25 protein-coding genes and 1 other RNA gene are annotated in these 21,391 nt (G+C 67.4%); 14 read left to right on the top strand and 12 right to left on the bottom strand.

Annotated elements, in window-relative coordinates:
• Positions 1-62: 62 nt before the first annotated feature.
• The 9 genes from ABD225_RS05105 to ABD225_RS05065 all read left to right on the top strand — a co-directional run bounded on the left by ABD225_RS05105 (position 63) and on the right by ABD225_RS05065 (position 5,172).
• Complete coding sequence (locus tag ABD225_RS05105; protein ID WP_344082138.1) at positions 63-1,091, top strand: DUF4037 domain-containing protein; 1,029 nt, start codon at positions 63-65, stop codon at positions 1,089-1,091.
• 99 nt (positions 1,092-1,190) lie between these two features.
• Positions 1,191-1,964, top strand: a complete 774-nt coding sequence (locus tag ABD225_RS05100) for a hypothetical protein (protein WP_344082136.1) — start codon at positions 1,191-1,193, stop codon at positions 1,962-1,964.
• Positions 1,961-2,548 (top strand): histidine phosphatase family protein, encoded by a 588-nt coding sequence (locus ABD225_RS05095; RefSeq protein WP_344082134.1) that lies wholly within the window; start codon positions 1,961-1,963, stop codon positions 2,546-2,548. The genes ABD225_RS05100 and ABD225_RS05095 overlap by 4 nt, the downstream gene beginning before the upstream one ends.
• On the top strand, positions 2,545-3,345 hold the full coding sequence (locus tag ABD225_RS05090; protein ID WP_344082132.1) for an SDR family NAD(P)-dependent oxidoreductase: 801 nt from the start codon (positions 2,545-2,547) through the stop codon (positions 3,343-3,345). The genes ABD225_RS05095 and ABD225_RS05090 overlap by 4 nt, the downstream gene beginning before the upstream one ends.
• A 33-nt stretch (positions 3,346-3,378) precedes the next feature.
• Positions 3,379-3,783, top strand: a complete 405-nt coding sequence (locus ABD225_RS05085; RefSeq protein WP_344082130.1) for a VOC family protein — start codon at positions 3,379-3,381, stop codon at positions 3,781-3,783.
• On the top strand, positions 3,780-4,100 hold the full coding sequence (locus tag ABD225_RS05080) for a winged helix-turn-helix transcriptional regulator (RefSeq protein WP_344082128.1): 321 nt from the start codon (positions 3,780-3,782) through the stop codon (positions 4,098-4,100). The genes ABD225_RS05085 and ABD225_RS05080 overlap by 4 nt, the downstream gene beginning before the upstream one ends.
• Positions 4,101-4,145: 45 nt before the next feature.
• Positions 4,146-4,463, top strand: a complete 318-nt coding sequence (locus tag ABD225_RS05075; protein ID WP_344082126.1) for a hypothetical protein — start codon at positions 4,146-4,148, stop codon at positions 4,461-4,463.
• 29 nt (positions 4,464-4,492) lie between these two features.
• On the top strand, positions 4,493-4,783 hold the full coding sequence (locus ABD225_RS05070) for a type II toxin-antitoxin system Phd/YefM family antitoxin (protein ID WP_344082124.1): 291 nt from the start codon (positions 4,493-4,495) through the stop codon (positions 4,781-4,783).
• Positions 4,780-5,172, top strand: coding sequence for a PIN domain-containing protein (locus ABD225_RS05065; RefSeq protein WP_344082122.1), 393 nt, complete (start codon positions 4,780-4,782; stop codon positions 5,170-5,172). The genes ABD225_RS05070 and ABD225_RS05065 overlap by 4 nt, the downstream gene beginning before the upstream one ends.
• Before the next feature lie 22 nt (positions 5,173-5,194).
• On the opposite strand, the gene ABD225_RS05060 is transcribed toward ABD225_RS05065, so the two are convergent.
• Complete coding sequence (locus tag ABD225_RS05060; protein ID WP_344082120.1) at positions 5,195-6,130, bottom strand: 5'-nucleotidase C-terminal domain-containing protein; 936 nt, start codon at positions 6,128-6,130, stop codon at positions 5,195-5,197.
• A 133-nt stretch (positions 6,131-6,263) separates the two neighbouring features.
• Complete coding sequence (hppD, locus tag ABD225_RS05055) at positions 6,264-7,484, bottom strand: 4-hydroxyphenylpyruvate dioxygenase (protein WP_344082118.1); 1,221 nt, start codon at positions 7,482-7,484, stop codon at positions 6,264-6,266.
• 109 nt (positions 7,485-7,593) lie between these two features.
• Here hppD and ABD225_RS05050 point away from each other — a divergent pair, with 109 nt between their 5' ends.
• Complete coding sequence (locus ABD225_RS05050) at positions 7,594-8,082, top strand: Lrp/AsnC family transcriptional regulator (protein ID WP_344082116.1); 489 nt, start codon at positions 7,594-7,596, stop codon at positions 8,080-8,082.
• A 193-nt stretch (positions 8,083-8,275) separates the two neighbouring features.
• Here the strand turns inward: ABD225_RS05050 and ABD225_RS05045 are convergent, their stop codons facing one another.
• The 4 genes from ABD225_RS05045 to ABD225_RS05030 all read right to left on the bottom strand — a co-directional run bounded on the left by ABD225_RS05045 (position 8,276) and on the right by ABD225_RS05030 (position 10,590).
• On the bottom strand, positions 8,276-9,217 hold the full coding sequence (locus tag ABD225_RS05045) for a zinc metalloprotease (protein WP_344082114.1): 942 nt from the start codon (positions 9,215-9,217) through the stop codon (positions 8,276-8,278).
• Positions 9,218-9,351: 134 nt separating this feature from the next.
• Entirely contained in the window at positions 9,352-9,648 is a 297-nt protein-coding gene (locus ABD225_RS05040) for a DUF3039 domain-containing protein (protein ID WP_344082112.1), read from the bottom strand.
• A gap of 41 nt (positions 9,649-9,689) precedes the next feature.
• Positions 9,690-10,250, bottom strand: a complete 561-nt coding sequence (locus tag ABD225_RS05035; RefSeq protein WP_344082110.1) for a YqgE/AlgH family protein — start codon at positions 10,248-10,250, stop codon at positions 9,690-9,692.
• Positions 10,204-10,590: a VanZ family protein gene (locus ABD225_RS05030; RefSeq protein ID WP_344082108.1), complete on the bottom strand. Its 387-nt coding sequence runs from the start codon at positions 10,588-10,590 to the stop codon at positions 10,204-10,206. The genes ABD225_RS05035 and ABD225_RS05030 overlap by 47 nt, the downstream gene beginning before the upstream one ends.
• Before the next feature lie 70 nt (positions 10,591-10,660).
• On the opposite strand from ABD225_RS05030, the gene ABD225_RS05025 reads away from it, so the two are divergent.
• The gene (locus ABD225_RS05025) at positions 10,661-11,293 is read left to right on the top strand and encodes an SIMPL domain-containing protein (RefSeq protein WP_344082106.1); all 633 of its coding nucleotides are present in this window, start codon (positions 10,661-10,663) and stop codon (positions 11,291-11,293) included.
• Positions 11,294-11,309: 16 nt separating this feature from the next.
• A complete protein-coding gene (locus ABD225_RS05020) occupies positions 11,310-11,939 on the top strand; it encodes a hypothetical protein (RefSeq protein WP_344082104.1) in 630 nt (209 codons plus the stop codon).
• 60 nt (positions 11,940-11,999) lie between these two features.
• Here ABD225_RS05020 and ssrA read toward each other — a convergent pair.
• Positions 12,000-12,365, bottom strand: a transfer-messenger RNA (tmRNA) gene (gene ssrA / locus ABD225_RS05015).
• A gap of 129 nt (positions 12,366-12,494) precedes the next feature.
• On the opposite strand from ssrA, the gene ABD225_RS05010 reads away from it, so the two are divergent.
• Positions 12,495-13,346, top strand: coding sequence for a GmrSD restriction endonuclease domain-containing protein (locus tag ABD225_RS05010; RefSeq protein ID WP_344082102.1), 852 nt, complete (start codon positions 12,495-12,497; stop codon positions 13,344-13,346).
• Between the two features lie 21 nt (positions 13,347-13,367).
• Here the strand turns inward: ABD225_RS05010 and ABD225_RS05005 are convergent, their stop codons facing one another.
• The 5 genes from ABD225_RS05005 to ftsE form a co-directional block, all read right to left on the bottom strand.
• Positions 13,368-15,335: a DUF2207 domain-containing protein gene (locus ABD225_RS05005; protein WP_344082100.1), complete on the bottom strand. Its 1,968-nt coding sequence runs from the start codon at positions 15,333-15,335 to the stop codon at positions 13,368-13,370.
• A gap of 3 nt (positions 15,336-15,338) precedes the next feature.
• Positions 15,339-15,806, bottom strand: coding sequence for an SsrA-binding protein SmpB (smpB, locus tag ABD225_RS05000; protein WP_344082098.1), 468 nt, complete (start codon positions 15,804-15,806; stop codon positions 15,339-15,341).
• A 171-nt stretch (positions 15,807-15,977) separates the two neighbouring features.
• Positions 15,978-17,288: a peptidoglycan DD-metalloendopeptidase family protein gene (locus ABD225_RS04995; RefSeq protein ID WP_344082096.1), complete on the bottom strand. Its 1,311-nt coding sequence runs from the start codon at positions 17,286-17,288 to the stop codon at positions 15,978-15,980.
• 135 nt (positions 17,289-17,423) lie between these two features.
• Positions 17,424-18,329: a permease-like cell division protein FtsX gene (gene ftsX, locus ABD225_RS04990; RefSeq protein WP_344082094.1), complete on the bottom strand. Its 906-nt coding sequence runs from the start codon at positions 18,327-18,329 to the stop codon at positions 17,424-17,426.
• A complete protein-coding gene (ftsE, locus tag ABD225_RS04985) occupies positions 18,329-19,120 on the bottom strand; it encodes a cell division ATP-binding protein FtsE (RefSeq protein ID WP_344082092.1) in 792 nt (263 codons plus the stop codon). Before ftsE ends, ftsX begins: the two co-directional genes overlap by 1 nt.
• Positions 19,121-19,321: 201 nt before the next feature.
• Between ftsE and ABD225_RS04980 the strand changes: the two genes are divergently transcribed.
• Positions 19,322-21,346, top strand: a complete 2,025-nt coding sequence (locus tag ABD225_RS04980; protein ID WP_344082090.1) for a cell wall-binding repeat-containing protein — start codon at positions 19,322-19,324, stop codon at positions 21,344-21,346.
• The last annotated feature ends 45 nt before the right edge of the window (positions 21,347-21,391 follow it).

Raw genomic sequence — 21,391 nt, 5'->3', positions numbered from 1 at the left:
GTGAATAAGGTCTGTGCTTTGGCACCGTATGTGGTGCCAAAGCTCAGGCCTACCCGTGGGTCATGAGCGCAGCGGTGCAGGGACTCGCGCTGGCGCGCACCTACTTCGTTGAGTTGGTCTCCCCCGTGCTCCGGCAGGAGTTCCCGAATCTTGGGTATGCCGCGGCTCGCCTCGGCACCGGATCGGACGTCCTCGGACTGGACGACGAGATGTCGCGCGATCACGACTGGGGGCTGCGCCTGCAGTTGTTCGTCGGCGAGCGCGACGTTGACCGAGTCAGCGTTACGTTGGACCAGCAACTCCCCCAACGATTTCGGGGCTTCCCGATCCGGTTCGGGATGTCGGGCGACCCGACCGAGCGGGTGCGGATCGACGTGTCCACGCTCGACCGGTTCGCGCAGGAGGACCTGGGCTTCGACCCGCGCCGCGACCCGTCACCATACGACTGGCTGAGCCTCACCGGTCAGGCGGCTCTCGAAGTGACCGCCGGTGAGGTCTTCCGCGACGACGCCGGCGACCTAACGGCCTTACGCGAGGCGCTGGTGTGGTGGCCCGATGACCTCTGGCGCTATCTCGTGGCCTGCGACTGGCAACGCCTCGACCAGGAACTTCCGCTGATGCAGCGGGCCGGCGACCGCGGCGACGATCTCGGCTCGCGGGTGATCGCCGGGCGCCTTGTCGACGTGGCGATGCATCTCGGGTTCCTGCTGTGTCGCCAGTGGGCGCCCTATTCCAAGTGGCGCGGCACACTCTTCACTCGGTTGCCGCTCGACCCCGCAATCGGGACAGCACTGGGCCAGGCGCTCCGAGCCGACGATTGGCACGCCCGAGGGGCCCACCTCGCGAGCGCCCTAGAAGCACTGGCCACCCAACAGCGACGAATCGGCTTGCCCTCGGCCACGCCTGTCGCCGTCCCGTTCTGGGACCGGCCATACCTCCATGTCGATCCACACCTCGTGCCCGAACTCCCGGACAGCATTGACGACCCGCTAGTGCGCGACCTCCCGCCCGGGCTCGGCAGCATCGAGCAGCGAACCGACAACGTCGATGTGTTGATGCACCCGGCCCGCCGCCGTGCCGCCCTGGGCTGAGAATCCCGCGGCGCTAGAGTGGCCAGGTCGCGACCTCGGCGGGAGAAGACCCGCGCGGGCTGACACGTCGACCTCCTTCATCAGAGAAAGGACGGCGTTATGCGCGAAGACTTGCACCGCCTAGACCGACTCGCCACCGCAGTCAGCGGCGATCCGAGTGTCATCGCGATCTTGGGCCTCGGCTCGGCCGGCCAAGAGACGCACCGCTTTGACGATCACTCCGATATCGACTTCTTCGTCGTCGTCACGGACGCGGACGCCAAGCGTCGCTACCTCGACGACATCGCCTGGCTTGGCGGCTTCGGCGGCGAAGTGATCTACGAGTTCGTCAATGACCCGAACGGCCGCAAAGCGCTCTTCGCCGACGGCCTCTTCCTGGAGTACGCCATCTTCACGCCGGCGGAGCTCCAGGCCCTCCCGCTGAGCGGCGTCCGCGTTGTCTGGAGCAGACCGGACTTCCACTACGACGAGATCGATCCTCCCGCCAGAGGCGCGCTCGATACCGTCGAGTTCCATCTCAACGAGGCCCTGACCAATCTATTCGTGGGACTTCATCGACAGCTGCGCGGCGAACGCCTGACGGCCATGCGCTTCATCCAGGTGTATGCCGTCGACCGGGTCCTCGCGCTCCAGCGCCTTGACCCAGGCACGACCTGGGCCGATCCAGACCCCTTCGAAGCCATCCGTCGGGTGGAGAGCGCGCGCGGCGGCGACCAACCGGACTACTCCAGCATGGCCCCGGGATACGGCAACAATGTCGACGGCGCTCGCGCAATCCTTGCCTGGCTGTCCACGAACTACCCGACAGACCCGCACATCGTCAGCGCCATCGAGGACCTATTGGCGACCGCAGCCTCGGCGTCGACAGCATGACACCGCGTCGTTCGGTCTGGTTCCTCACCCACCCGCAGGTCGTCGTCGACCCCGACACTCCGGTTCCGCACTGGGGTCTTTCGGCGGTGGGTCGGCAGCGGGCCGCCGCCATCGCCGGCGCGCCCTTCCTCGACGCCGTGACAGCCGTGTGGAGTTCGACGGAGACCAAGGCGCGGGAGACAGCGGAGCTGGTGGCGGGCGGCATACCCCGGCTTGAGTTGGCGCAGTTGGGTGAGAACGACCGCAGTGCAACGGGATTCGTGCCACCTGAGGAGTTCGAGGAACTCGCGGATGCCTTCTTCGCCTACCCCGAACGAAGTGTCCGAGGCTGGGCGACGGCCGCCGACGAGCAGGCCCGGATTGTCGCGGCGCTCGAGTCGGTTCTCGCGGACCCTCGTTCCGGCGACGGCGATATCGTCATCGTCGCCCACGGCGGCGTCGGCACGCTGTTGCTGTGCCACCTCCTGGGCCAGGCCATCACGCGCGATCTCGACCAGCCAGGCCAAGGACACTTCTTCCGTTTCGACCGGGACACTCGCGCCCTCGCCCACGGCTGGCGGCCACTGGAGGACCTGCAGATATGAGGACACCGCCACCATTCGACCTCAGCGGCCGAGCAGCCCTCGTCACGGGGGCCGGCTCCCCGACAGGCATTGGGTATGCCGCGGCGCGCCTCCTCGGCGACCTCGGCGCGTCTCTCACTCTCGCCGCCACCACGGACCGGGTGCACGAGCGCGCCGCAGAACTGGGGGCGCGCGGCATACCGACGCTCGGGGTGGTCGGCGACCTCACGCGGGAGGAGGACGCGAGTTCCCTTGTTGCGCAGGCGTATGCCGCACACGGGCGCCTCGACATCCTGGTCGCCAACGCCGGCATGGTGTCCGCGCTGGACGGTGACTACCTCGCTGGCTCCATCGACGAGACCGACCCGCAGCGGTGGCGGGCGTCGCTGGCGCGAAATCTCGACACGGCATACCTCACCTGCCGCGCAGCCCTGCCCCACCTGCGCGCGAGCGGCGCCGGCCGGATCATCCTGGTCTCCTCCGTGACCGGGGCCGCGATGGCCATGCGGGGCGAGGTGGCGTATGCCGCGGCCAAGGCCGCCCTCGTCGGGCTCGCGCGCGCGTTGTCCGTGGACGAGGCGCGCCACGGCGTCACCGTCAATGTCGTCGCGCCGGGCTGGATCGCCACCGGCTCCCAAACACCTGGCGAGGTGACCGAAGGCGAGTTGGTTCCGGCCGGCCGATCCGGCACCGCCGACGAGATCGCCGCCGCCATTGCCTTCCTCGCCTCTCCCGGCGCGGCATACATCACCGGCCAGGTCCTGCTCGTCGACGGCGGCAACTCGATCGCCGAGGAGCGCCGGACCCCCGGCCCTTGACGTGTCCACTTGCATTTTGCAAGTATGCCGGTCATGAGCCTCTTCATCACCTGCCCGGTCGACAACGTCGAGCGGACGACCGCGTTCTACACCGCTCTCGGCTGGACCCTCAATCCCGAGATGTCCGACCACAATGTGTCCTGCTTTGCTCTCGCGCCGGAGCAATACCTGATGCTCTGCAGCCGCGAGGGGTATGCCAGTGTCGGCGGCACCGAGGACCTGATCGGCGGGCCGGACACGCCCTCGAAGGTCACCGTCTCCTTCGACCTCGACAGCCGCGAGGCCGTCGATGAGCTGATCGAGCGGGCTGCCGCCGCGGGCGGACGGATCGGCGACACCGACGACTATCCGTTCATGTATCAGCGCCAATTCGACGACCCCGACGGCTACCACTACTCGCCGTTCTGGATGAAGCCGGACACTGAACCGGGCGCGTGAGCGATCTCGCCGCCGCCCTTGAGGTTGTCGGCGCGCGTTGGGCCCTGCTGATCGTGGAACGCCTGCTGGAGCAACCCCAGCGGTATGGCGATCTGCAGCGCGACCTCGGCGTGCCGACGAACATCCTGGCCACGCGTCTGCGCGAACTTGAAACCGCCGGCGTCCTATATCGGCTGCCACTGCGCCACAACACCCGCGCCTATGCCCTGACCGAGCGCGGCCGCGACCTGCGCGAGTCCATCGACGCCCTTGGCCGCTGGGGTGCTGCTGGACCGGCGAACCTCAGCGATGCCAATGTCCACCCTGCCGAGTCGTGATCCGGACATAAGCCCAGGTCAAGTCCGCGGGTCGCCGTTGCGCGAGTGGGCGCTCGACGAACCCACCCCGTCAAGCTGATCGTCAGTTGCCTGACGCTCGGCCTGATGCTGGCGCTCGCCGTCACCGTGCTCAGCCGGGCCGAGGCGCTGAACACCATCTGCGGCCAGACTCTGCCCATCGCGATTCGCGGGCCGGTCGTCACCGGCGGCGAGCCGGGCTTCACCCTCCCCCACGACCTGGTCGTCGCCTGCACGACGCAGGCACGCTCGCAGGTTGCGACGGCCGTGTCCATCGGTCTCGGCCTCGGCTCCCTGCTCGCGGCGGTAATCATCGGACTCGAGCGCCGCCCCCGCCGCGGCTGACGCCCGACGCAAAGTGCTACATTCGTAGCATGACGACCATCAGCCAGCGCGAGTTGCGCAATGACAACGCCCAGATCATGCGCCGCGTCGAAGCGGGCGAGCGCTTCACGGTGACCCGCAGAGGTAAGCCGATCGCGGACGTCGTCCCACACGTGAACGATCGCCGCGAAGCGGTCAGCTTTGAAGAGTTGAGCCGGCTTTTGGGAAACCTTCCGCCCTGGGATATCGCGTCCTTCGAGGCAGATGAACGGGAGTTCCTCGACGCCCGAATCGGCAATCTCGCAGACGAGGACGCCTGGGACCGGCCGTCACAAGCATGACCCCCCGCATCCTGCTGGACACCTCAGCCGTCATCGACCCGCCGAGACACGATGCCGTGCCGGGCCACCACTACGTCATCAGCACCATCACACTGGCGGAACTTACGTCAGGCCTCAGCCACCCGGACCCGCTTGTCGCCGCACACCGCCGCCAGCGACTAAGCATAATCAGGTCGTCCATCAAGCCACTCGTGTACTCCGAGGTCGCGGCCAGCCACTATGGCACGTTGATCGCGCTCACGAGGGCTGCTGGTCGCAATCCCCGGCCCCGAAGGTTCGACCTGATGATCGCGTCGGTGGCTGCGGAACACGGCATACCGCTGATGACTCGAAACCCGCGCGACTTCCAGGATTGCACCCGCCTAGTGCAGATCATCGCCGCCGAATGACGCAGGCTGCGGTCGCCGGGGACTAGGGAGTGATCGTCAACGGCGTGCCGCTCGCGGTCAGCTTCCAGTCGATGGTGAAGAAGCTCGGCGGGTCGACGACGCCATGGGCGGTCACCCAGTCGATGATCAGCTGCCGGATCTCCAACTGCTTGTTGTAGACCACCGGAGCCGTCGTCACGCCGGGGAAGCCGCCACCACCGGACTGGCGGTAGTTGTTGATCGCGACGCCGAACTGCTGGGAGTCGGCGACGGGAGCGCCGTCATACGACAGCCCCACGACCCGCGAGCCTACCGGCGCGGCGAGGTCGATGTCATAGGTGAGCCGGGCGTCCAGGCCCCACATGATGTCGTAGTTGTAGTCCGGCGTGCCGTTCGGGGCGGCGACGGTGGCGGCATTGGTGACATCCGCCGCGGCATAGGTCCCTGGCCCGGGCACCGGCTTGAAGTACTCCGCCGACTTCTCCAGATAGGCCTTGACCTGGGCACCGGAGAACTGGATGCCGAGCAGGGTGTTGTCGTAGATGTAGAGCCCCGCGACATCGCGCACCGTGACCGAGCCCTGCGGGATCGCGGCCGCCTTGTTGAAGGGCGCGGCAATGGACAAGACCGGCAGGCCGGCGGCGGCGCCCGTCAGGTGGGCCTTGACCTCCTGCGCCTGCACTTGGTTGATGAAGTCCATCGCGGCGGTGTCCTCATAACGTGACGTGGCCGCGCTCATCGCCTGCGTGCAGGTGCCGATGACGGAGTTGACATAGGCGAGAACCTTCTCGTGCGCGGGGCGGATAAGCGCCGCGATCGTTGGGTCCTCGGGCACGGTGTTGGCATTCAGCGTGGTCGCCGATGAGGAGCCGACCTGCCAGCGACCCTTGACCTTGACGATGATCGTCAGGCGATTCGCCTTCTCGCTTGCCGCGTGCGCCGGATCGGCGATGATCGCCGCCCCGCCGACTACAGCCATCGAAAGCAGCGCTCGCCGAGATGAGGTGACAGTGTGCAGAGCCCCGTATGCAGTCATGCTTGCGAAGGTGACTGTTACCGGCCGGTAGTGCTCGGCTAGCGCCGCCTTATTGCGCCTGCGGCAGAGCGCGACATTAGAGGTTGCCGCGTTTGTCCTGCTCACGCTCGATGGACTCGAAAAGGGCCTTGAAATTGCCCTTCCCGAAGCCGAGCGAGCCGTGCCGCTCGATGACCTCGAAGAAAACGGTCGGCCGGTCGCCGAGCGGCTTGGTGAAGATCTGCAGAAGGTAGCCGTCCTCATCGCGGTCGACGAGGATCTTGCGCTTCTGCAACTCCTCCACGGGAACCCGCACCTGGCCGATCCGCGCGCGCAGTTCGGGATCTTCGTAGTAGGCGTCCGGGGTGTCGAGGAACTCCACTCCCTCCTTGCGCAACTCATCGACCGTGCGCAGGATGTCATTGGTCGCGAGCGCCAGATGCTGAGCACCGGGGCCGGCGTAGAAGTCGAGGTACTCATCGATCTGGCTGCGCTTCTTGGCGATTGCCGGCTCGTTGAGCGGAAACTTGACGCGGTGGTTGCCATTAGCGACGACCTTGGACATCAGGGCGGAGTAGTCGGTCGCGATGTCATCGCCGACGAACTCCGCCATGTTCACAAAGCCCATGACCTTGTTGTAGAACGTGACCCAGTCGTCCATCTTGCCGAGTTCGACATTGCCGACCACGTGGTCGAGCGCCTGGAAGAGCCGCTTCGGCGCTCCCTCACGCTTGACGAAACTGGAGGCTCGGGGGAGGTAGCCCGGGACGTGCGGTCCGGCATACCGGACCCCGTCGATCTCGCGCTGCACGAGGGTATGCCGAGTCTCCCCATAGGTGGCGATCGCGGCCAGGCGCACGGTCCCGAACTCGTCGGAGATCTCGTAGGGCTCTGCGAGGACGGTCGCGCCGGCGCGCTTGGCCTGAGCGATGCACTTGTCGACATCGGGAACCTCGAGACCGATGTCGACGACACCATCACCATGCTTGGCGTGGTGGGCGATGAGGGGGCTGTTCGGGTCGACGGCACCTTTGAGGACGAACTTGATCGAACCCGACTTCAGCACGAAGGCCTTGTGGTCGCGGTTGCCGTTCTCGGGGCCGGAGTAGGCGACCAGCTCCATACCCCAGACCGATTGGTAGTAGTGGGCTGCCTGGGTGGCATTGCCGACGACGAAAACGATGGCGTCCCATCCCGTGACGGGGAAGGGGTCGGTGCTGGCGTCGTACTCCACCAAGCCGATCAGTTGCTTGAGCTGATGCAGGCCCAGATCGGCGTCGCGCTCGGATTCGGTCAGGGTCATGGTCGGCTCGGGCATATCCCTCACTGTGCCGATTACCGGGAGAGTGCGCAACAACGCTAGGTATCTTTACTCAATTTGTTCGGCCATGTGGCAAGTTGACCGATAAAGCTGTCACTATCAACGCGTGGCACCCTCCCCCGGCACGACGATCGACGAACTGGACGCGCGTCTGATCGAAGTTTTTTCGGACGACCCCGATATCGGCGTCCTCGGTGCCTCGCGAACCCTCGGCGTCGCCCGCGGCACGGTGCAGGCCCGCCTTGATCGGCTCTCGCAGCGCGGCGTCATCCACAGCTTTGCCCCCACCTTGGATCCGGAGGCCCTCGGCTTCCCCGTGACGGCCTTTTGCATGCTGGAGATTCGCCAGCGCCAGGGGCACACGCCGGTGGTCGAGCACCTCACGAGCATCCCTGAAGTGCTGGAGATCCACTCCATCACCGGCCAGGGCGACCTGCTGGTCCGTGTCGTCGCGCGCGACAACGCCGACCTGGGCCGGGTCATCGATGCCGTCCTCAATGACGAGCATGTGGTCCGCGCAAATACCGCGATCTCGCTGGTCACCCACCTGCAGCACCGCACCGCGCCCCTGGTGCGCCGCGCGCTGACGGACTGATCTCGGGCTGCGCGAGCAGCCCACCGAACCGGCCCCGCTCCCGGGCTACCTATGTAACCGCCCCGCTCCCGGGCGACATACCGGCCCTGCTCCCGGGCTAGGCACGACGGCGAAGGGCCGCCACACCGATGAGGTGTGGCGGCCCTTTGTCCAATGTGTCAGCCCCGTGGTCGGCGGGCTGCCATCGTCGACGTCAGCCGCGGAATGCTGCCCACTGCGCCTTCATGCGCGACTTCTGACCGGCGGTGAACATGGTCATGCACGAGTCGTAGGTGTAGTCCATGAAGTTCTTGATGGGGTCCAAGCCCGGGGACGAGCAGGTATTGCGGCCGGTCGGGCAGCCGAAAGCGGGCGAGGCTTCGGCCGGCGTGTCGGCGACCTGGTCACCCGCGCCGCCGCAGCCGCCCTGGAAGGTGTGCCACAGCCCCATCCAGTGGCCGACCTCGTGCGTGGCGGTGTCACCGAGGTTGTAGTTGGTGGCGGAGCCGCCGGGCAGGCTGGAGTGCAGCAGCACCACGCCATCCATCTTGTCCCCGGCGTTGCCGTCGAAGGGGAAGGTCGCCCAGCCGAGCAGACCGCCGCTGAGGTTGGCCGTGTAGATGTTGAGGGCGTTCGTGCCGCCCTTGCGCAGCGTGGTCTTCATCGACCGCTCGGCGCTCGAGCCGGCCTTGAGGTTGAACCACGTGGAGTTGTTGACCCGCTTGGTGGCCATGAGCTTGAACGAGAAGCCGGCCGTCCCAAAGGCGTTGTTCAGGACTGCCATCTGCTTGCTGACCCGGGTCTGGGTCACCGCACCCTTGGTGCCTGCGGTGATGATGTTGAAGTAGACCGGCACGACCGTCGCCGGCGCCTGACGACCCTGGGCATCGACCGCGCGGCCCTGGGCGTCCAGGTGCAACCCACGGTCGGCGAGGGCCTTCTGGAAGATCTTCTCGGCGGCCGCGACCTCGGCCTGCGAGCCGTGGTTCGGGTCCTTCGCGACGCCCCCCTTGGCGACGCGGGCGTCGGTGTGGACGACGCAGTCGGCAGCAGCGGAGTTCGTGCCTGCCATCACCTTGGCCGACGCGGGGGCCGCGCCGATCCCCAGGGTCAGCAGTGCAGCGCTTGGGATCGCCAGCATGGCTCGACGTGACATATGTGGTGTCCTTTCGTTTCCTCCCGGAGGGCCCCCTTCGGTCCCTCCGCGGGAACACCCTGCCACGTTCAGTCGCGAAGGGCGACGAAATCGGGAAGTCAAAGGCTCACATACTCTCCGGGCACCCGCGAGCGTCAGTCCTCGCCGTCCTGCGGGGCGCGCAAGCCGTCGTAGATCTCCTGGCAGATCGGGCATACCGGGAACTTTTGTGGGTCCCGCCCCGGCACCCACACCTTGCCACACAACGCCACCACCGGCTCGCCGGTCATCGCGGACTCGAGAATCTTCTCTTTGCGGACATAGTGGCTGAACCGCTCGTGATCGCCCGGCTCTTGCAGTTGGGGGACTGTTTCGGTCCGCTCCAGCAAAGACGTACTCGTCGAGGGGCCGCCGGGAGCGCCCGGCTCGTCCAGTCCAGGGCTGCTGCTCATGCCGGCCAGTGTATGACGAGGCTCCCCTGCTGCTTCGGGCGTCAGTTCATCCCCGGGTCCCGCGGATAGCTCGCCACCAAGGCGAGCGCACCCCGCTGCCGGGCGAGGACGGTTCGCCACAGGTCTTGCCCCACGGGGCCGAAGCCATCCCCGCTCTCCCGAGCGACGACATACCAACTGCCCGCATCAATCTCGGCCTCCAACTGGCCGGCGGTCCAGCCGGCATAGCCGGCGAAGATGCGCAGGCCCACCACCATTCCCGAGAGGGCATGCGGGTCGCCGTCCAGATCCACCAAACCGATCCCGGGCAACACGCGCCGCAGGCCGGTCGGGGTTGGTCCGTCCCCGCCGAGGCGGGCTACGGCGAGGGCCGAGTCGACCTCGACGGGTCCGCCTTGAAAGAGCCGCTCGCAATCGGGTGCGGCGCTGCCCCAACCCGGGAGCACCGCGTCGACTTGTGCTTCGAGGGGCCTGCCCAGGATCACACCTTGGGCTCCGTCCGGTCCGTGGTGCAGCACGAGGATGACGCTGCGAAAGAAGATGCCCTCGTCGATCTCAGGTGTCGCGACGAGCAGGCATCCGGACAACTGCGTCGGGCGCATGGACATAGTGTCTCGCACGCAGGCCCGCCATGACCCCCAATCCGACGCCTAGTGCATCGCAGAGCAGGTCACCCCACGACCCGCTGCGGTGCGGCAGCAGGGCGGCCTGCGTGATCTCGGAGGCGGCGGCATACGCCAGCATCCCGCCGGCCACCCAAGGCACCGGCCACCGCCCGAGCACCGCGAGCGCCGTGGGCACCCAGAAGATCAAGGTATGGATGACCTTGTCCGCGTGCGGGAAGAGCGCCGGGCCGCCGGGGTCGGGGTCGAAGAGCGCATAGGCGTTGGCGGCGATCGCGAGCACGGCAAGGGTCCGGGCGAGCCGGGGGGTGGGCAGCATTGAGGATTCCAGGTCGGGGGCGAGCGGGTCGGCGGCACGAGGGCGGCCATCACTACTACTGTGCCGGACTATGGATGCCTTCGTCGAAATGGCCGGAGTCGGCACGGCGCTCGCGCCACCGGATCTCGTCGCGCTCGATCTGTCGGTGCGTTGCCCGGGCGGATCCGTCGCGGATGCTTTGCAGTCGGCCGACACCGGGATGCACGCGATCCTCGGGCTGGCCCGGGACGGCGGGTTGAAGCCGGCCGAGATGCAGACCACGGGGGCCTCGGTCTATCCGCAATATGACCGCGACGGTTCCTCGATCAGCGGCTATGTCGCGCAGCAGTCGCTACGCTTGCGGATCCGCGATCGCGACCAGGTCGGTCGCCTCATCACCGCCTTCTCCACGGCCGTCGGCAATGCCTTGACGATCGACAATATCGCCCTTCAGATCGAGGACACCGCGCCGCTGGTGACCGAGGCCCGGCGGGCGGCCTTCGCCGATGCCGAGACCAAGGCGCGCCAGTTCGCGGCACTTGCCGGCCGGGCCTTGGGCCAGGTGCTGTATGTCGTGGACACCCCCTCCGGCGGGGGGCCGGTCCCCGTGGGTGGCCTCTCGCGCGCGAAGATGGCGATGGACAGCTATGCCGGGTCGATGCCGGTGGAGCTGGGCGAAAACTCGGTCAGCGCGCAGGTTGTCGTGCGCTGGGCCTGGAACTGAACCGGCGCACTGACACGTGAGCGCACTCGACATCCTCGGCTGGGCCGGCTCGGCCCTGCTGGTCTTTTCCGTGATGCAGACCCGCATCCTGCGGCTGCGCCTGCTCAACCTCGCCGCCACGATCGCCCTGCTGGTCTTCAATTGGGGCATCGAGGTCTGGTCGATGGTGGCCATGAATGCCGTCCTGGCCGGGCTCAATGTCTACTACATCGTGAAGCTGCTGCGCGAGCACCGCGGGGCTGGCGCGGCCTACGAGATCATCCCGGTCGAGGCCGATGATGCGCCCCTGCAGCGCTATCTGAGCCGGCACGCGGCCGACATCAGTCGCTTCAATCCGGGTTTCGCGGGGATGGCCGCACCCGCGACGGCATACCTCATCCAAAATGGCGACACCACGGCTGGGGTGGTGATCGTGCACGATGCCGGCGACGGCACGGCGCAGGTGGATCTGGATTATGTCACCGAGCCCTATCGCGACTTCTCCCCCGGCGAGTTCGTTTATCGCGAGAGTGAACTGTTGCAGCGCAAGGGTTTTCGGCGGGTGCTCACGCCGCCCGGAATGGTTGCCACGCACTACGGGCGGCTCGGGTTCACCCAGCAAGGCGATCGTTGGGCGCTCGATCTGGGCGAGCCGAGCCGAACCTGATCGGCATACCGACGCCTCCACGGCGTGACGGAAGATGTCCACCAAAGCTCGCGAACGAGCCGGTGGAGGTGGCGGGAATCGAACCCGCGTCCACTGACGGCGAACCAGGACTTCTCCGGGTGCAGTGCGCTATGGAGTTTCTCGGCCCCAGGGCTCGCGCGCACACGTTCCCTGACAGGCCCAGCCGAGTAAGAGTCCCGCGCCACCCCTCGGCAAGGCGACGCAGCAAGATCTCTAGCTGACGCTGGTGACTATGCGGAGATCACGCATAGGCCAACGGACTTCGGGCTCGCTCAGGCGGCGAGGGCGAAGTCGGTGCGCTTGGAGTTGGCACCTATTGGTTTGCACGGAGCGTTGACGAGATAACCGTGCGTCCTCGACCCGCTTCCCCTGGAAGACCGACCAATGTCGAAACCGATCACCCCCGAGGGGCGAACGACCTTCCGTCACGCTGTGGACTTGTCAAAGAGCGAACCGCACGATGTCGGTCGCGTGGTTCAGTATGACGGCTAACGCCGACGGGCCCAAGTCAATTCCCCGGGAAGGAGCATGCGTATGCCGTTCCAGACCCGCCCCGCCCGCCCCGTCCGGTCCGTGCTTCCCGTGCTCCTCGCCACCCTGTTCGCGCTGGCGCTGACCAGTTGCTCGCTGCTTCCCGAGCGGGGAGCCGACGGGTCAGCGACGGCCTCAGCCAGCCCGACCGCCGCTTCGCCCTCGACCAATCCGGGCACCGAGCCGGCGCCGCCAAAGACCGTGCCATCGTCCTGCCCGGAGAACACCAGCCTTCCGTCGCAGCGGCTGCCCCGGACTCGCACCGCGATGCTCGGCACGAGCGCCGCGCGGGCCGCCTTGAGCCGGCTCCGAACCGCCGAACGAACTCGCGGAGATGACTTCTGCCGAGCCGCCTTTGGGCCCTCGACCTGGCCGGACCTGGACGGCAATGGCTGCAGTGCGCGCCAGGACACGCTGCGCCGCGGCGGCCGCGACCTTGTCGTCGGCGTCATCCGGAGCCACGGGACCGGCTGCCGGGAGGTCCTCTCCGGCACCTGGGTGGATGCCTACACCGGCGAGACGTTGCCCGGTCCGAATATGAAGGACCCGACAATCGCCGCGACGATCCAGATCGACCACCTCGTCTCGCTCTTCAATGCTTGGATCTCAGGCGCCCGCGAGTGGCCACCCGAGCGCCGGGTTCAGTTCGCCAACGACACCTCGATCCACGAGTTGTATGCCGTCTCCGCGGCCACCAACTTCGCCAAGAGTTATCGCGGGGCGGAGAGTTGGCGACCGCCGGCGGCATACCAATGCCGCTTTGCCCGGTCGTATGTCGAGGTGAAGGCGAGCTACGACCTCACGGTCACAGCTGCTGAGCGCGAAGCCCTCTCGGACATGCTCGACACCTGCTGAGCCCGATCCCGGGTGGACGCGCTACCAGGAGCCGCCGGACGACCCGGAGCCGCCGCCGCCGGAGAAGCCGCCACCCCCGCCGAATCCCCCACCGAAGCCGCCGCCACCATCGAAGACCGAGGTGCCGGAGCTGCCTGGGGTGGAGATGAAGGTGCCGGCCGCCTGGGTGGCGAAGTCGTCGACTCCGGAGGTGATCTCGTTGAAGAAGCCGCCGGTGCCCCAGTTCGGGCCCATGTACCAGATCGGCGCGTTGATCGTCACGCCCTGCGCGGCAGCGGCGGCGGCCACCTCATCGAAGGTCTTGGCCCACTTCTCGGCCACGCCGAAGACGATCGCATAGGGCAGATAGGCGGAGAAGATCTGCTGCGCCTCCTCGAACCGGATCTGGTTCGCTTCGGCCGTGACGAGGTACTGCCGGAAGCCCAGGGACTGGGCGAGCACGGCGCTGCCATCGGCGGTGCGCGAGGCCATCCGGCGGCCGAGGACTTTGACGATCAGGCCGCTCAGGGCGAGCCCGATGCCAAGGATCGTCGTGCCGGTGAACGGCAGCGCCGAGAGCGGGCGACCCGCCGGAATTACTCCGGAGAGGAAGAAGACGGCGAGGATTCCCAGGAAGATCAGGGCGGTCCCGAAGCCGGACCAGGAGTCTCGCTGGGCGCGCGGCGAGTGACGGAACCAGCCGCGGCGCACCACCTCGGCATACATCGAGCCCTGCACGGAGGAGAGCGTGGAGGAGAAGGTGTTCTTCAACTCCGACAGGCGGACCTGGTTGTCGCTCTGGAAGATGCCTTCCATGAGGATCTCTTCATAGGTGCTCAGCGCCTTGGCACCCGCGGGGGGCACAGTCCGGGTCAGTTGCCAGTCGGCGCGACCATACTTCTTCGTCGTCTCGCTGATCGTGAGGTAGCCGCGGACGGCCAGATCGAGCAGCGTCGCGGTGACATCGACCGTGTCGGCACTCTCGTCGATCAGCGTCCCGACGAGGCCGGGCTGCACACCTGTCGGCGGATTGAACTGCACGGCAACGGTTCCCGGCCGCGACCGGCGCACGGTTCCCGCCTGCTCCCCTGCACCGGGGGCCAGGCCCGGGGTCAGCCCGGCATACTGCTCGTCGCGCCCTCGGGTCCAGACCAGGGCCGACATCCCGGCCGCCGCGAGCACCGGCAAGAAAAGTCCGAGGCCACCGGTGAGCTGGCCGGCGAGCCGCGAGACCGCCGGCGGCACGCTGGGATCGTTGTAGCTCTCGTTATTGGTCGAGTCCTCGATGAGCTCCGGGCTCAGGTCCCCAAAAGCCGAGCGAGGCAGCGACACCGCGACCGTCATCGCCTGGCCAGGTTCGAGATCCTTGTGCGAGAAGGTCGACGGCGAACCGGCCGTCGCCGTGCACATCGAGTCCGCGCCCCGCTCGCCGAAATTGCAGCCCACCTGCAGGGGTGCTGCGGGTGCGGTGACGGACGCGGTGATCTCGTCATACCACTGCTCATTGGCCGTCGAGACGATGTCCTGGACGAATTCGGCGCGGTCTGCGTCGATCTCGTTGACGACATGGGCGAGTGTGTAGGCAATGACATAGGTCTGGGACCCGCTGACGGTCTCGTCAGGGCTCCCGATGCGCAGGTGGAGGTAGGCGCCGAGCTCGCTCTCATCGACATCCGTGGGCGCGCCGGTCGGTGAGGTGACCTGCAGGTCACTGAGTCGGTAATAGCGGTAGACGTCCTGGGAGTCCCGGTAGCCCGCGCGGATGCGGATATCGCGGGTGATGCCGTGCCGCTCCTGACCTTCCGGAAAGATATGGGTGATCGTCTCGGTGATGCGCACCGAGCCGTCGGGGTTGAGGACCATCGCATTGTCGTAGGCGCCGATCCGCTCCCCCGTGCCGACGGCCACGAAGCCGCGATCCAGGCCACTGGCTCCGGCCGGGGCGGCGAGCAAACCGAGCCCGAGCAGCAGCGCCACGACGGCCAGGAGGCGCCGAAGATTCGTGATCACGCGTCACTCCCCGCGACTGTGCAGCGCCCGAGCCATATCCCGCTGGTCTTGCCGTTCCCGCAGGGCGTGCCGCTTGTCATAGGCCTTCTTCCCCTTGGCGAGTCCGATCTCCACCTTGGCGCGACCGTCCTTGAAATAGAGCGCGAGCGGGACGATCGTGCGCCCGCTCTCGCGGGTGGCTGCCATCAACTTGTCCAGCTCCCCCCGGTGCAGCAGCAGCTTGCGGCGGCGCCGCGCGGTGTGATTGGTCCACGTGCCCTGGGTGTATTCGGGGATGTGCACCCCCTCGAGCCACAACTCGTCGTCATAGAAGATCGCGAAGCCATCCACGAGGGAGGCCCGGCCCATCCGCAGCGACTTCACCTCGGTGCCCATGAGGGATAGGCCGGCCTCGAAGGTGTCCTCGATGAGGTAGTCGTGGCGAGCCTTGCGATTGCTCGCCACCAGCTTGCGCCCGGTCTCCTTGGCCACCTGATCCGTCCTTGTTCGTGGGTATGCCGACACCCAGGTCGCGGGCGCGGGCCGGATCAGGCTACCTGGCGGCGCCAACTCGAGCCGCTAGGCCGTGTTGCGAAAATCCCGGACGGGGTCCCCGCGAAGTACCGGAGCGAGCTTGCGAGTGAGGAAACTTCGTGGGGTGTTTCAGAGCCAGCGGCGCGGATCCTGGGGGGCTCCATTGACGCGGGCCTCAAAATGCAGGTGGCAGCCGGTCGAGAGGCCGGTGGTGCCGACATAGCCGACGAGTTGACCGCGAGAGATCGCGCCATAGCCGGCGACGATGCGCTCCATGTGGTTGTAGGTCGTGGCGAGGGCCTCACCCCCGACCAGACCGTGCGAAATGATGACCTGGTTGCCATAGCCGCCGCCCCAGCCGGCCGAGACGACAGTGCCGGGTGCCGCGGCATAGATCGGGGTGCCGCAGGGGGCGGCATAATCACGACCGGCGTGCAAACGCAGGTAGTTCAAGATCGGGTGCATCCGCCACCCGAACTCCGAGGAAACCCAGCCGGTGCGCACGGGGGCGGACAAGAAGCCGCCGTCATTGACCGGCGGCGGATTCGACGTCGGGTTGGAGCCGGTGGTGCCGCCATTGTTGTTGCCATTGTTGTTCGACGCGGCCTCTTCGGCCGCGGCCTGCTCGGCGGCCTTGCGCCTGCGCTCCTCCTCCGCTTTGCGCTTCTCTTCGGCCGCGATCGCCGCCAGCTTGGCGGTGATGCGATCGGACTCGGCCGTCAAGTCGGCATACCGCTTCTTCTCGGCCGCTTTCTCGGTGGCCAAGGTGGCCGTCGCGGCGCTCTGCTGTGCGATCAGGCTCTCCAGGGTCGCCTTCGCGACAGCAGCGGCGTTGGCAGCCGAGGTGGCGTCCGCCAGCGCGGCTTCGGTCGCGGCCTGAGCGGCGGCAACCTTGGCCTTGGTCGCGGCGAGATAATCCTGGTCGGCCAGCAGCGAGGCATTGGAGGTGGAGAGTTCCTCCAGGGTGCTGTTCTGCAGGTCCGAGAGGACATCGGTCATCGACATCCGGTCGGCGAGCGCCTGCGGGTCACTGGTCTCCAAGGCGATCGCCAGAGTGCCGCTACCCTGCTCGGTGTAGAGCTGCGCGGCGAATCCGGCAACGGCCGAGCGGGTGTCCGCCAGGGCCTTCTGGGTCGCCTGGAGGTCAGCAGCGGCCTGCGCCTGATCCGCCTTGGCCTTCGCGAGGTCGACCTTGGCCTGCTCATTGCGCGCATCTGCCGCAGCCTGCGCCTGTTGCGCCGCCGCAAGCGCATTCTGCGCACCGGGCAGCCGGCTCTGGCTGTCCTGGAGTGCGGCATTGGCCTTCGCCAAGGCGGCGGAGGTGTGGTCCATGTCTTCTTGCAGCGCGGTGATCTGCGATTGGACCTTGCGCTTGTCGTCGTTGAGGTCCGCCCGGGCCGTGCTGCCGGCCACGACGGACAACGCGAGCGTGCCGCTCACCAGCGAGGCGGCTACGACCACGGTTCGGGCAGTGCGCCTCGTTCGTCCCACGTGCATCATCGGTCCCAAGGGTAGCGAGCGTGACCCGGCACGTCAGCACCTACGCGGCTCCGGCGTGTCGTGACCAAGGCTGCCTCAGACGCGCAGATAACGCCAGAGCGTGATCGTGGAGGTGACGATCGCGAGAGCCACCGCCATTCCACCGAGGATCGGTGCGATATGCCAGACGTCGGCCGCACCGATGGTCGCCTGATTGAGGACGACATTGCGCGAGTTATCGCCGACCAGCGCCCGCACAGCGGCGACGAGCAGGCCGAGCGCCAAACCCGCCCCCACGATCGCCGCGATGATGGTCTCCGCAATGAAGGGCAGCCGAATCGCCATATTGGACGCGCCGACCAGCCGCATAATCCCGATTTCTCGTCGACGAGAAAAAGCGGCTTGCCGGATCGTCGTCGCCATCAGAAGCACCGCGCAGGCGACCATCACGATGGCCAGGGCCACGGCATACCTCGTGAACTTGTTGAGGATCGAGAAGAGTTTGTCCAGCACCTTTTTCTGGTCCTGAACCGTGGCGACCCCGGGGGCACCCTCGAAGGTGCTGGCCACGACGTCATATTTCGACGGATCGCTCAACGCGACGCGGAAACTTTGAGGAATGTCGCCGACCGAGATATTGCCCACGAGCGGGGTGTCCTTGAACTGCTCGACGAAGCGGTCGTAGGCCTCCTGCTCACTCTCGTAGAAGACCTCCTTGACCAGCGGTCGCAGCTGGTCAAGTTGGCTGCGGATGTTTTCCTTTTGGTCCTCGGTCACCGCTCCGGTGCAATTGGGTTGGCGAGAGTCCTTGGTGCACATAAAGATCGAGACCTGGACGCGGTCATACCAATAGCCCTTCATGACATCGGCCTGCCGCTGGGCGAGCAACCCGAGTCCGAGCAGGAAGAGCGAGATCATCGTCACGAGGACGACCGAGATCGCCATCGACATATTGCGGCGTAGCCCGACCCAGACGTCGCCGAGGAGGAATCGCAGGCGCATCAGTCGTCCCCTCGCACGACATCCTCGGTCCAGTCCGGATTCGGATCGGCCCACAGGTCGCCTTCGTCCGGTTCCGGCGCGGGGGCCGGCTCGTCAAAGCTAGGAGCGGGGATATAGCTGCCCTGCGCCTCGTCGCGCACCAGGACACCGTGATCGAGTTCGATGACCCGCCGCTGCATCTCATCGACGATGACATTGTCGTGGGTCGCCATGACCACCGTGGTGCCGTACTGGTTGTTGATATCCGCCAGCAGCCGCACGATGTCGAGGCTGGTCGTGGGGTCGAGGTTTCCGGTGGGCTCGTCGGCCAGCAGGATCGGCGGCTTGTTGACCACAGCCCGGGCGATTGCCACGCGCTGCTGCTCACCACCGGAGAGTTCGTGGGGCATCCGCTTGCCCTTGCCCTCCAAACCGACCAACTCCAAGGTTTCCGGCACGAGCATCCGGATGGCTCGGTTCGGCTTGCCCAGCACCTGCAGCGCGAAGGCCACATTCTGGGTCACATTCTTGTTCGGCAGCAGCCGGAAGTCCTGAAAGACGGTGCCGATCTGGCGGCGCAACCGCGGCACCTTGCGCGGGGGCAGCATCGCCAAATCGTGGCCCGCGACGAGCACCGAGCCGCTGGTCGTCGGCTCCTCGCGGATCACCAGGCGCAAGAGTGTCGATTTGCCGGAACCCGACGGGCCGACGACGAAGGCGAACTGCCCGCGCTCGATCTCCAGGGAGAGGTCGTCGAGGGCCGGGCGCTGCGAGCGGGCATACGTCTTGGTGACGTTCTCGAATCGGATCATGCGCGGAGTCAAAGACCTTTGGTTGTGAACAAGGATCGGCGCGGCGGCGGCCCATCGGAAGTTTCAGTCTAGGTGCCGACCCTGAGGCCACCGGCCACCTCCTCGATGGTGTGTCGGGGCACTGGCGTGCCGTTCACCCTCGTGCATTAGGTTGGCCAGGCCCCGCCCCCACGGGTATGCCGCACGCCAGGAGTTTCCACCATGTCCCGCTCTCCCCGCGCCCGCCGCCTCGTCGCCGCGGCGCTCGCCCTGCCCGCCTCCACCGCGGCATACGCAATGCCCAGCGCCTCGGCGACCGACCAGCCAGCAGGGGCAAGCCTGCAGCAGCTCGCCAGCCAGGCCCACCGGGCCGCCCCGATGCCCGTCACGGCCGATGCCATCAGCGTCAGCACCGCCAGCGGCAGCACGACCTATGCCTTCAATGACGCCACCGGCACGCTAGGCGCGCAGCTGAGCAAGATCACCGGGGACACCCCGCGCGTGTGGTCCCCCGCCGGCGATATCGCCCTGGACGGCGGCGCCGCCGCCTGGTCGACTCGCACCGCCGATGGGGCTCTCGTCGCGACCTACCCCCGCCCGACCGGCGCGCTGGCGCCGTCTTGGCTGCCGTCCGGCGATGGCTTCGTCCAGCAGTCGCCCACCGCGGCCCCCTATAGCTCGGCGGTCTCCATGACGCCGGGCAGCCGGTGGATCCAACCGCTCGCGGCCGCCGGTGCGACATATGGCGCCTTCGCCGTGAGCCCCTATGGCTCGGAGGCCGTCGTCCGCGGCGTCAGCGGGAGCATCTCGAACCTCTTCCTCGTCCCGGTGCGCAGCCCCATGAAGCTCTCCGGTCAGCCGGCGCCCTTCCCGACCCGCGACTATTTCGTCTCCAGCTATCGGCCCGGCGATCCGGATATCGCGCAGGAAGCCGGCAAGGGCGTCCAGGACAGCAGCGCCCGCACCTTCATCACCTTCCTCGGCGTCGAGCCCGGCACGACGAAGGCCTCGCTCTTCGTCGACTACCAGGACGGCCGTCACCTCAACCAGCCCCTGCAGCCGACCGCCGTGGTGCAGGCGGGTATGCCGTGCACCACCGTCGCCCCGGCCTTCAGCCCCGACCGGCGGCGCATCGCCTATCTCGTCGGCGTCGCCGCCGGCACCAATCCGTGCAGCCAGACGGCCGTGCGGGTGGTGAGCCTCGGGACAAACGGCTTCTACGACCCCACGACGGTCTCCACGCTGGTTGTCTCCCCAGCGGGCGAGCCCTACACCCGCATTTCCTGGCGAGCGAAAACCGCTGCGGCGCAGAGCATTCGGATCGGCGGCGACACCCGCTATGACGTCGGCGTCAATGTCTCGCGCAGCGTGTATGCCGCGGCCAGCGCCGGCGGCGCCGTCATCGCCGGCGGCGAGGCGTATGCCGATGCCCTCACCGGCAGCCCGCTCTCGGCCGCACTCAAGGGACCGTTGATGCTGACGCGCCGCGATCGCGTCGACGCAGCCGTGGTCTCGGAGTTGAGTCGGGTGCTGAAGCCGGGGACGACGGTCTACGTCCTGGGCGGACCCGCGACCGTGGACGAGGCGGTCTTGGCCACCCTGCGCAGCACCGGCCACCCTGTTGTCCGACTCGGCGGCGCGAACCGTTTCGCCGTTGCCACGACCGTGGCTGACACCCTCAGTGCCGTGCGCGGGGCCCAGCCGGCCAGCATCTTCGTCGCCAACGGGCGCGTATTCCCTGACGCGCTGGTGGCCAGCCCGGCGGCGACCGCGAACCGCGGCGTGATCCTGCTCAGCGACGCGGACACGATGCCAGCCGAGACCGCGGCATACCTCAGCGCGCATGCGGGGACGACCCTCTTCGGCATCGGTGGCGGCGGGAGCCGCAGCCTGGCCGGGTATGCCGGTGTTGAGGTCATCTCCGGCGCCGACCGCTATGAGGTGGCCGCCAAGGTCGCCGACCGCTTCTTCACCGCCGAGTGGATCGCGACAATCGTCTCCGGCCTGAACTGGCCGGACGCCACGACCGGCGGCGCGCTGATCAGCCAATGGCAGCAGCCTATCCTGCTGGCGAAGGGCGCGACCCTGCCGTCCCTGACCGCGGCCCGCCTCGACCGCTCGCGGGCGGCGACCGAGCTGGTGGTCGCCTTCGGCGGACCCGCTTCGGTGGATCCGGCGGCGCTCGATGAGGCCGTGCGGCGGGCCGGGAGCCAGACGGTCTACAACGGACCCGACGCGCCGAAGTAACGCATCGACACCCGATCCGCGCGACAGCACGCAATCGGCGCATTG

Source organism: Nostocoides veronense (genome assembly GCF_039531185.1).
Taxonomy (GTDB): Bacteria; Actinomycetota; Actinomycetes; order Actinomycetales; family Dermatophilaceae; genus Nostocoides_A; species Nostocoides_A veronense.
Note: the sequence above shows the minus strand (reverse complement) of the source record. Positions and strands in the feature narration are given on the sequence as shown.

Excerpts from the sequence above, each read along its gene's own strand:
- ABD225_RS05105 (WP_344082138.1), top strand. The coding sequence starts at position 63 with ATGAGCGCAGCGGTGCAGGGACTCGCGCTGGCGCGCACCTACTTCGTT.
- ABD225_RS05100 (WP_344082136.1), top strand. The coding sequence starts at position 1,191 with ATGCGCGAAGACTTGCACCGCCTAGACCGACTCGCCACCGCAGTCAGC.
- ABD225_RS05095 (WP_344082134.1), top strand. The coding sequence starts at position 1,961 with ATGACACCGCGTCGTTCGGTCTGGTTCCTCACCCACCCGCAGGTCGTC.
- ABD225_RS05090 (WP_344082132.1), top strand. The coding sequence starts at position 2,545 with ATGAGGACACCGCCACCATTCGACCTCAGCGGCCGAGCAGCCCTCGTC.
- ABD225_RS05085 (WP_344082130.1), top strand. The coding sequence starts at position 3,379 with ATGAGCCTCTTCATCACCTGCCCGGTCGACAACGTCGAGCGGACGACC.
- ABD225_RS05070 (WP_344082124.1), top strand. The coding sequence starts at position 4,493 with ATGACGACCATCAGCCAGCGCGAGTTGCGCAATGACAACGCCCAGATC.
- ABD225_RS05065 (WP_344082122.1), top strand. The coding sequence starts at position 4,780 with ATGACCCCCCGCATCCTGCTGGACACCTCAGCCGTCATCGACCCGCCG.
- ABD225_RS05060 (WP_344082120.1), bottom strand. The coding sequence starts at position 6,130 with ATGGCTGTAGTCGGCGGGGCGGCGATCATCGCCGATCCGGCGCACGCG.
- hppD (WP_344082118.1), bottom strand. The coding sequence starts at position 7,484 with ATGCCCGAGCCGACCATGACCCTGACCGAATCCGAGCGCGACGCCGAT.
- ABD225_RS05045 (WP_344082114.1), bottom strand. The coding sequence starts at position 9,217 with ATGTCACGTCGAGCCATGCTGGCGATCCCAAGCGCTGCACTGCTGACC.
- ABD225_RS05040 (WP_344082112.1), bottom strand. The coding sequence starts at position 9,648 with ATGAGCAGCAGCCCTGGACTGGACGAGCCGGGCGCTCCCGGCGGCCCC.
- ABD225_RS05035 (WP_344082110.1), bottom strand. The coding sequence starts at position 10,250 with ATGCGCCCGACGCAGTTGTCCGGATGCCTGCTCGTCGCGACACCTGAG.
- ABD225_RS05030 (WP_344082108.1), bottom strand. The coding sequence starts at position 10,590 with ATGCTGCCCACCCCCCGGCTCGCCCGGACCCTTGCCGTGCTCGCGATC.
- ABD225_RS05025 (WP_344082106.1), top strand. The coding sequence starts at position 10,661 with ATGGATGCCTTCGTCGAAATGGCCGGAGTCGGCACGGCGCTCGCGCCA.
- ABD225_RS05010 (WP_344082102.1), top strand. The coding sequence starts at position 12,495 with ATGCCGTTCCAGACCCGCCCCGCCCGCCCCGTCCGGTCCGTGCTTCCC.
- ftsX (WP_344082094.1), bottom strand. The coding sequence starts at position 18,329 with ATGCGCCTGCGATTCCTCCTCGGCGACGTCTGGGTCGGGCTACGCCGC.
- ftsE (WP_344082092.1), bottom strand. The coding sequence starts at position 19,120 with ATGATCCGATTCGAGAACGTCACCAAGACGTATGCCCGCTCGCAGCGC.
- ABD225_RS04980 (WP_344082090.1), top strand. The coding sequence starts at position 19,322 with ATGTCCCGCTCTCCCCGCGCCCGCCGCCTCGTCGCCGCGGCGCTCGCC.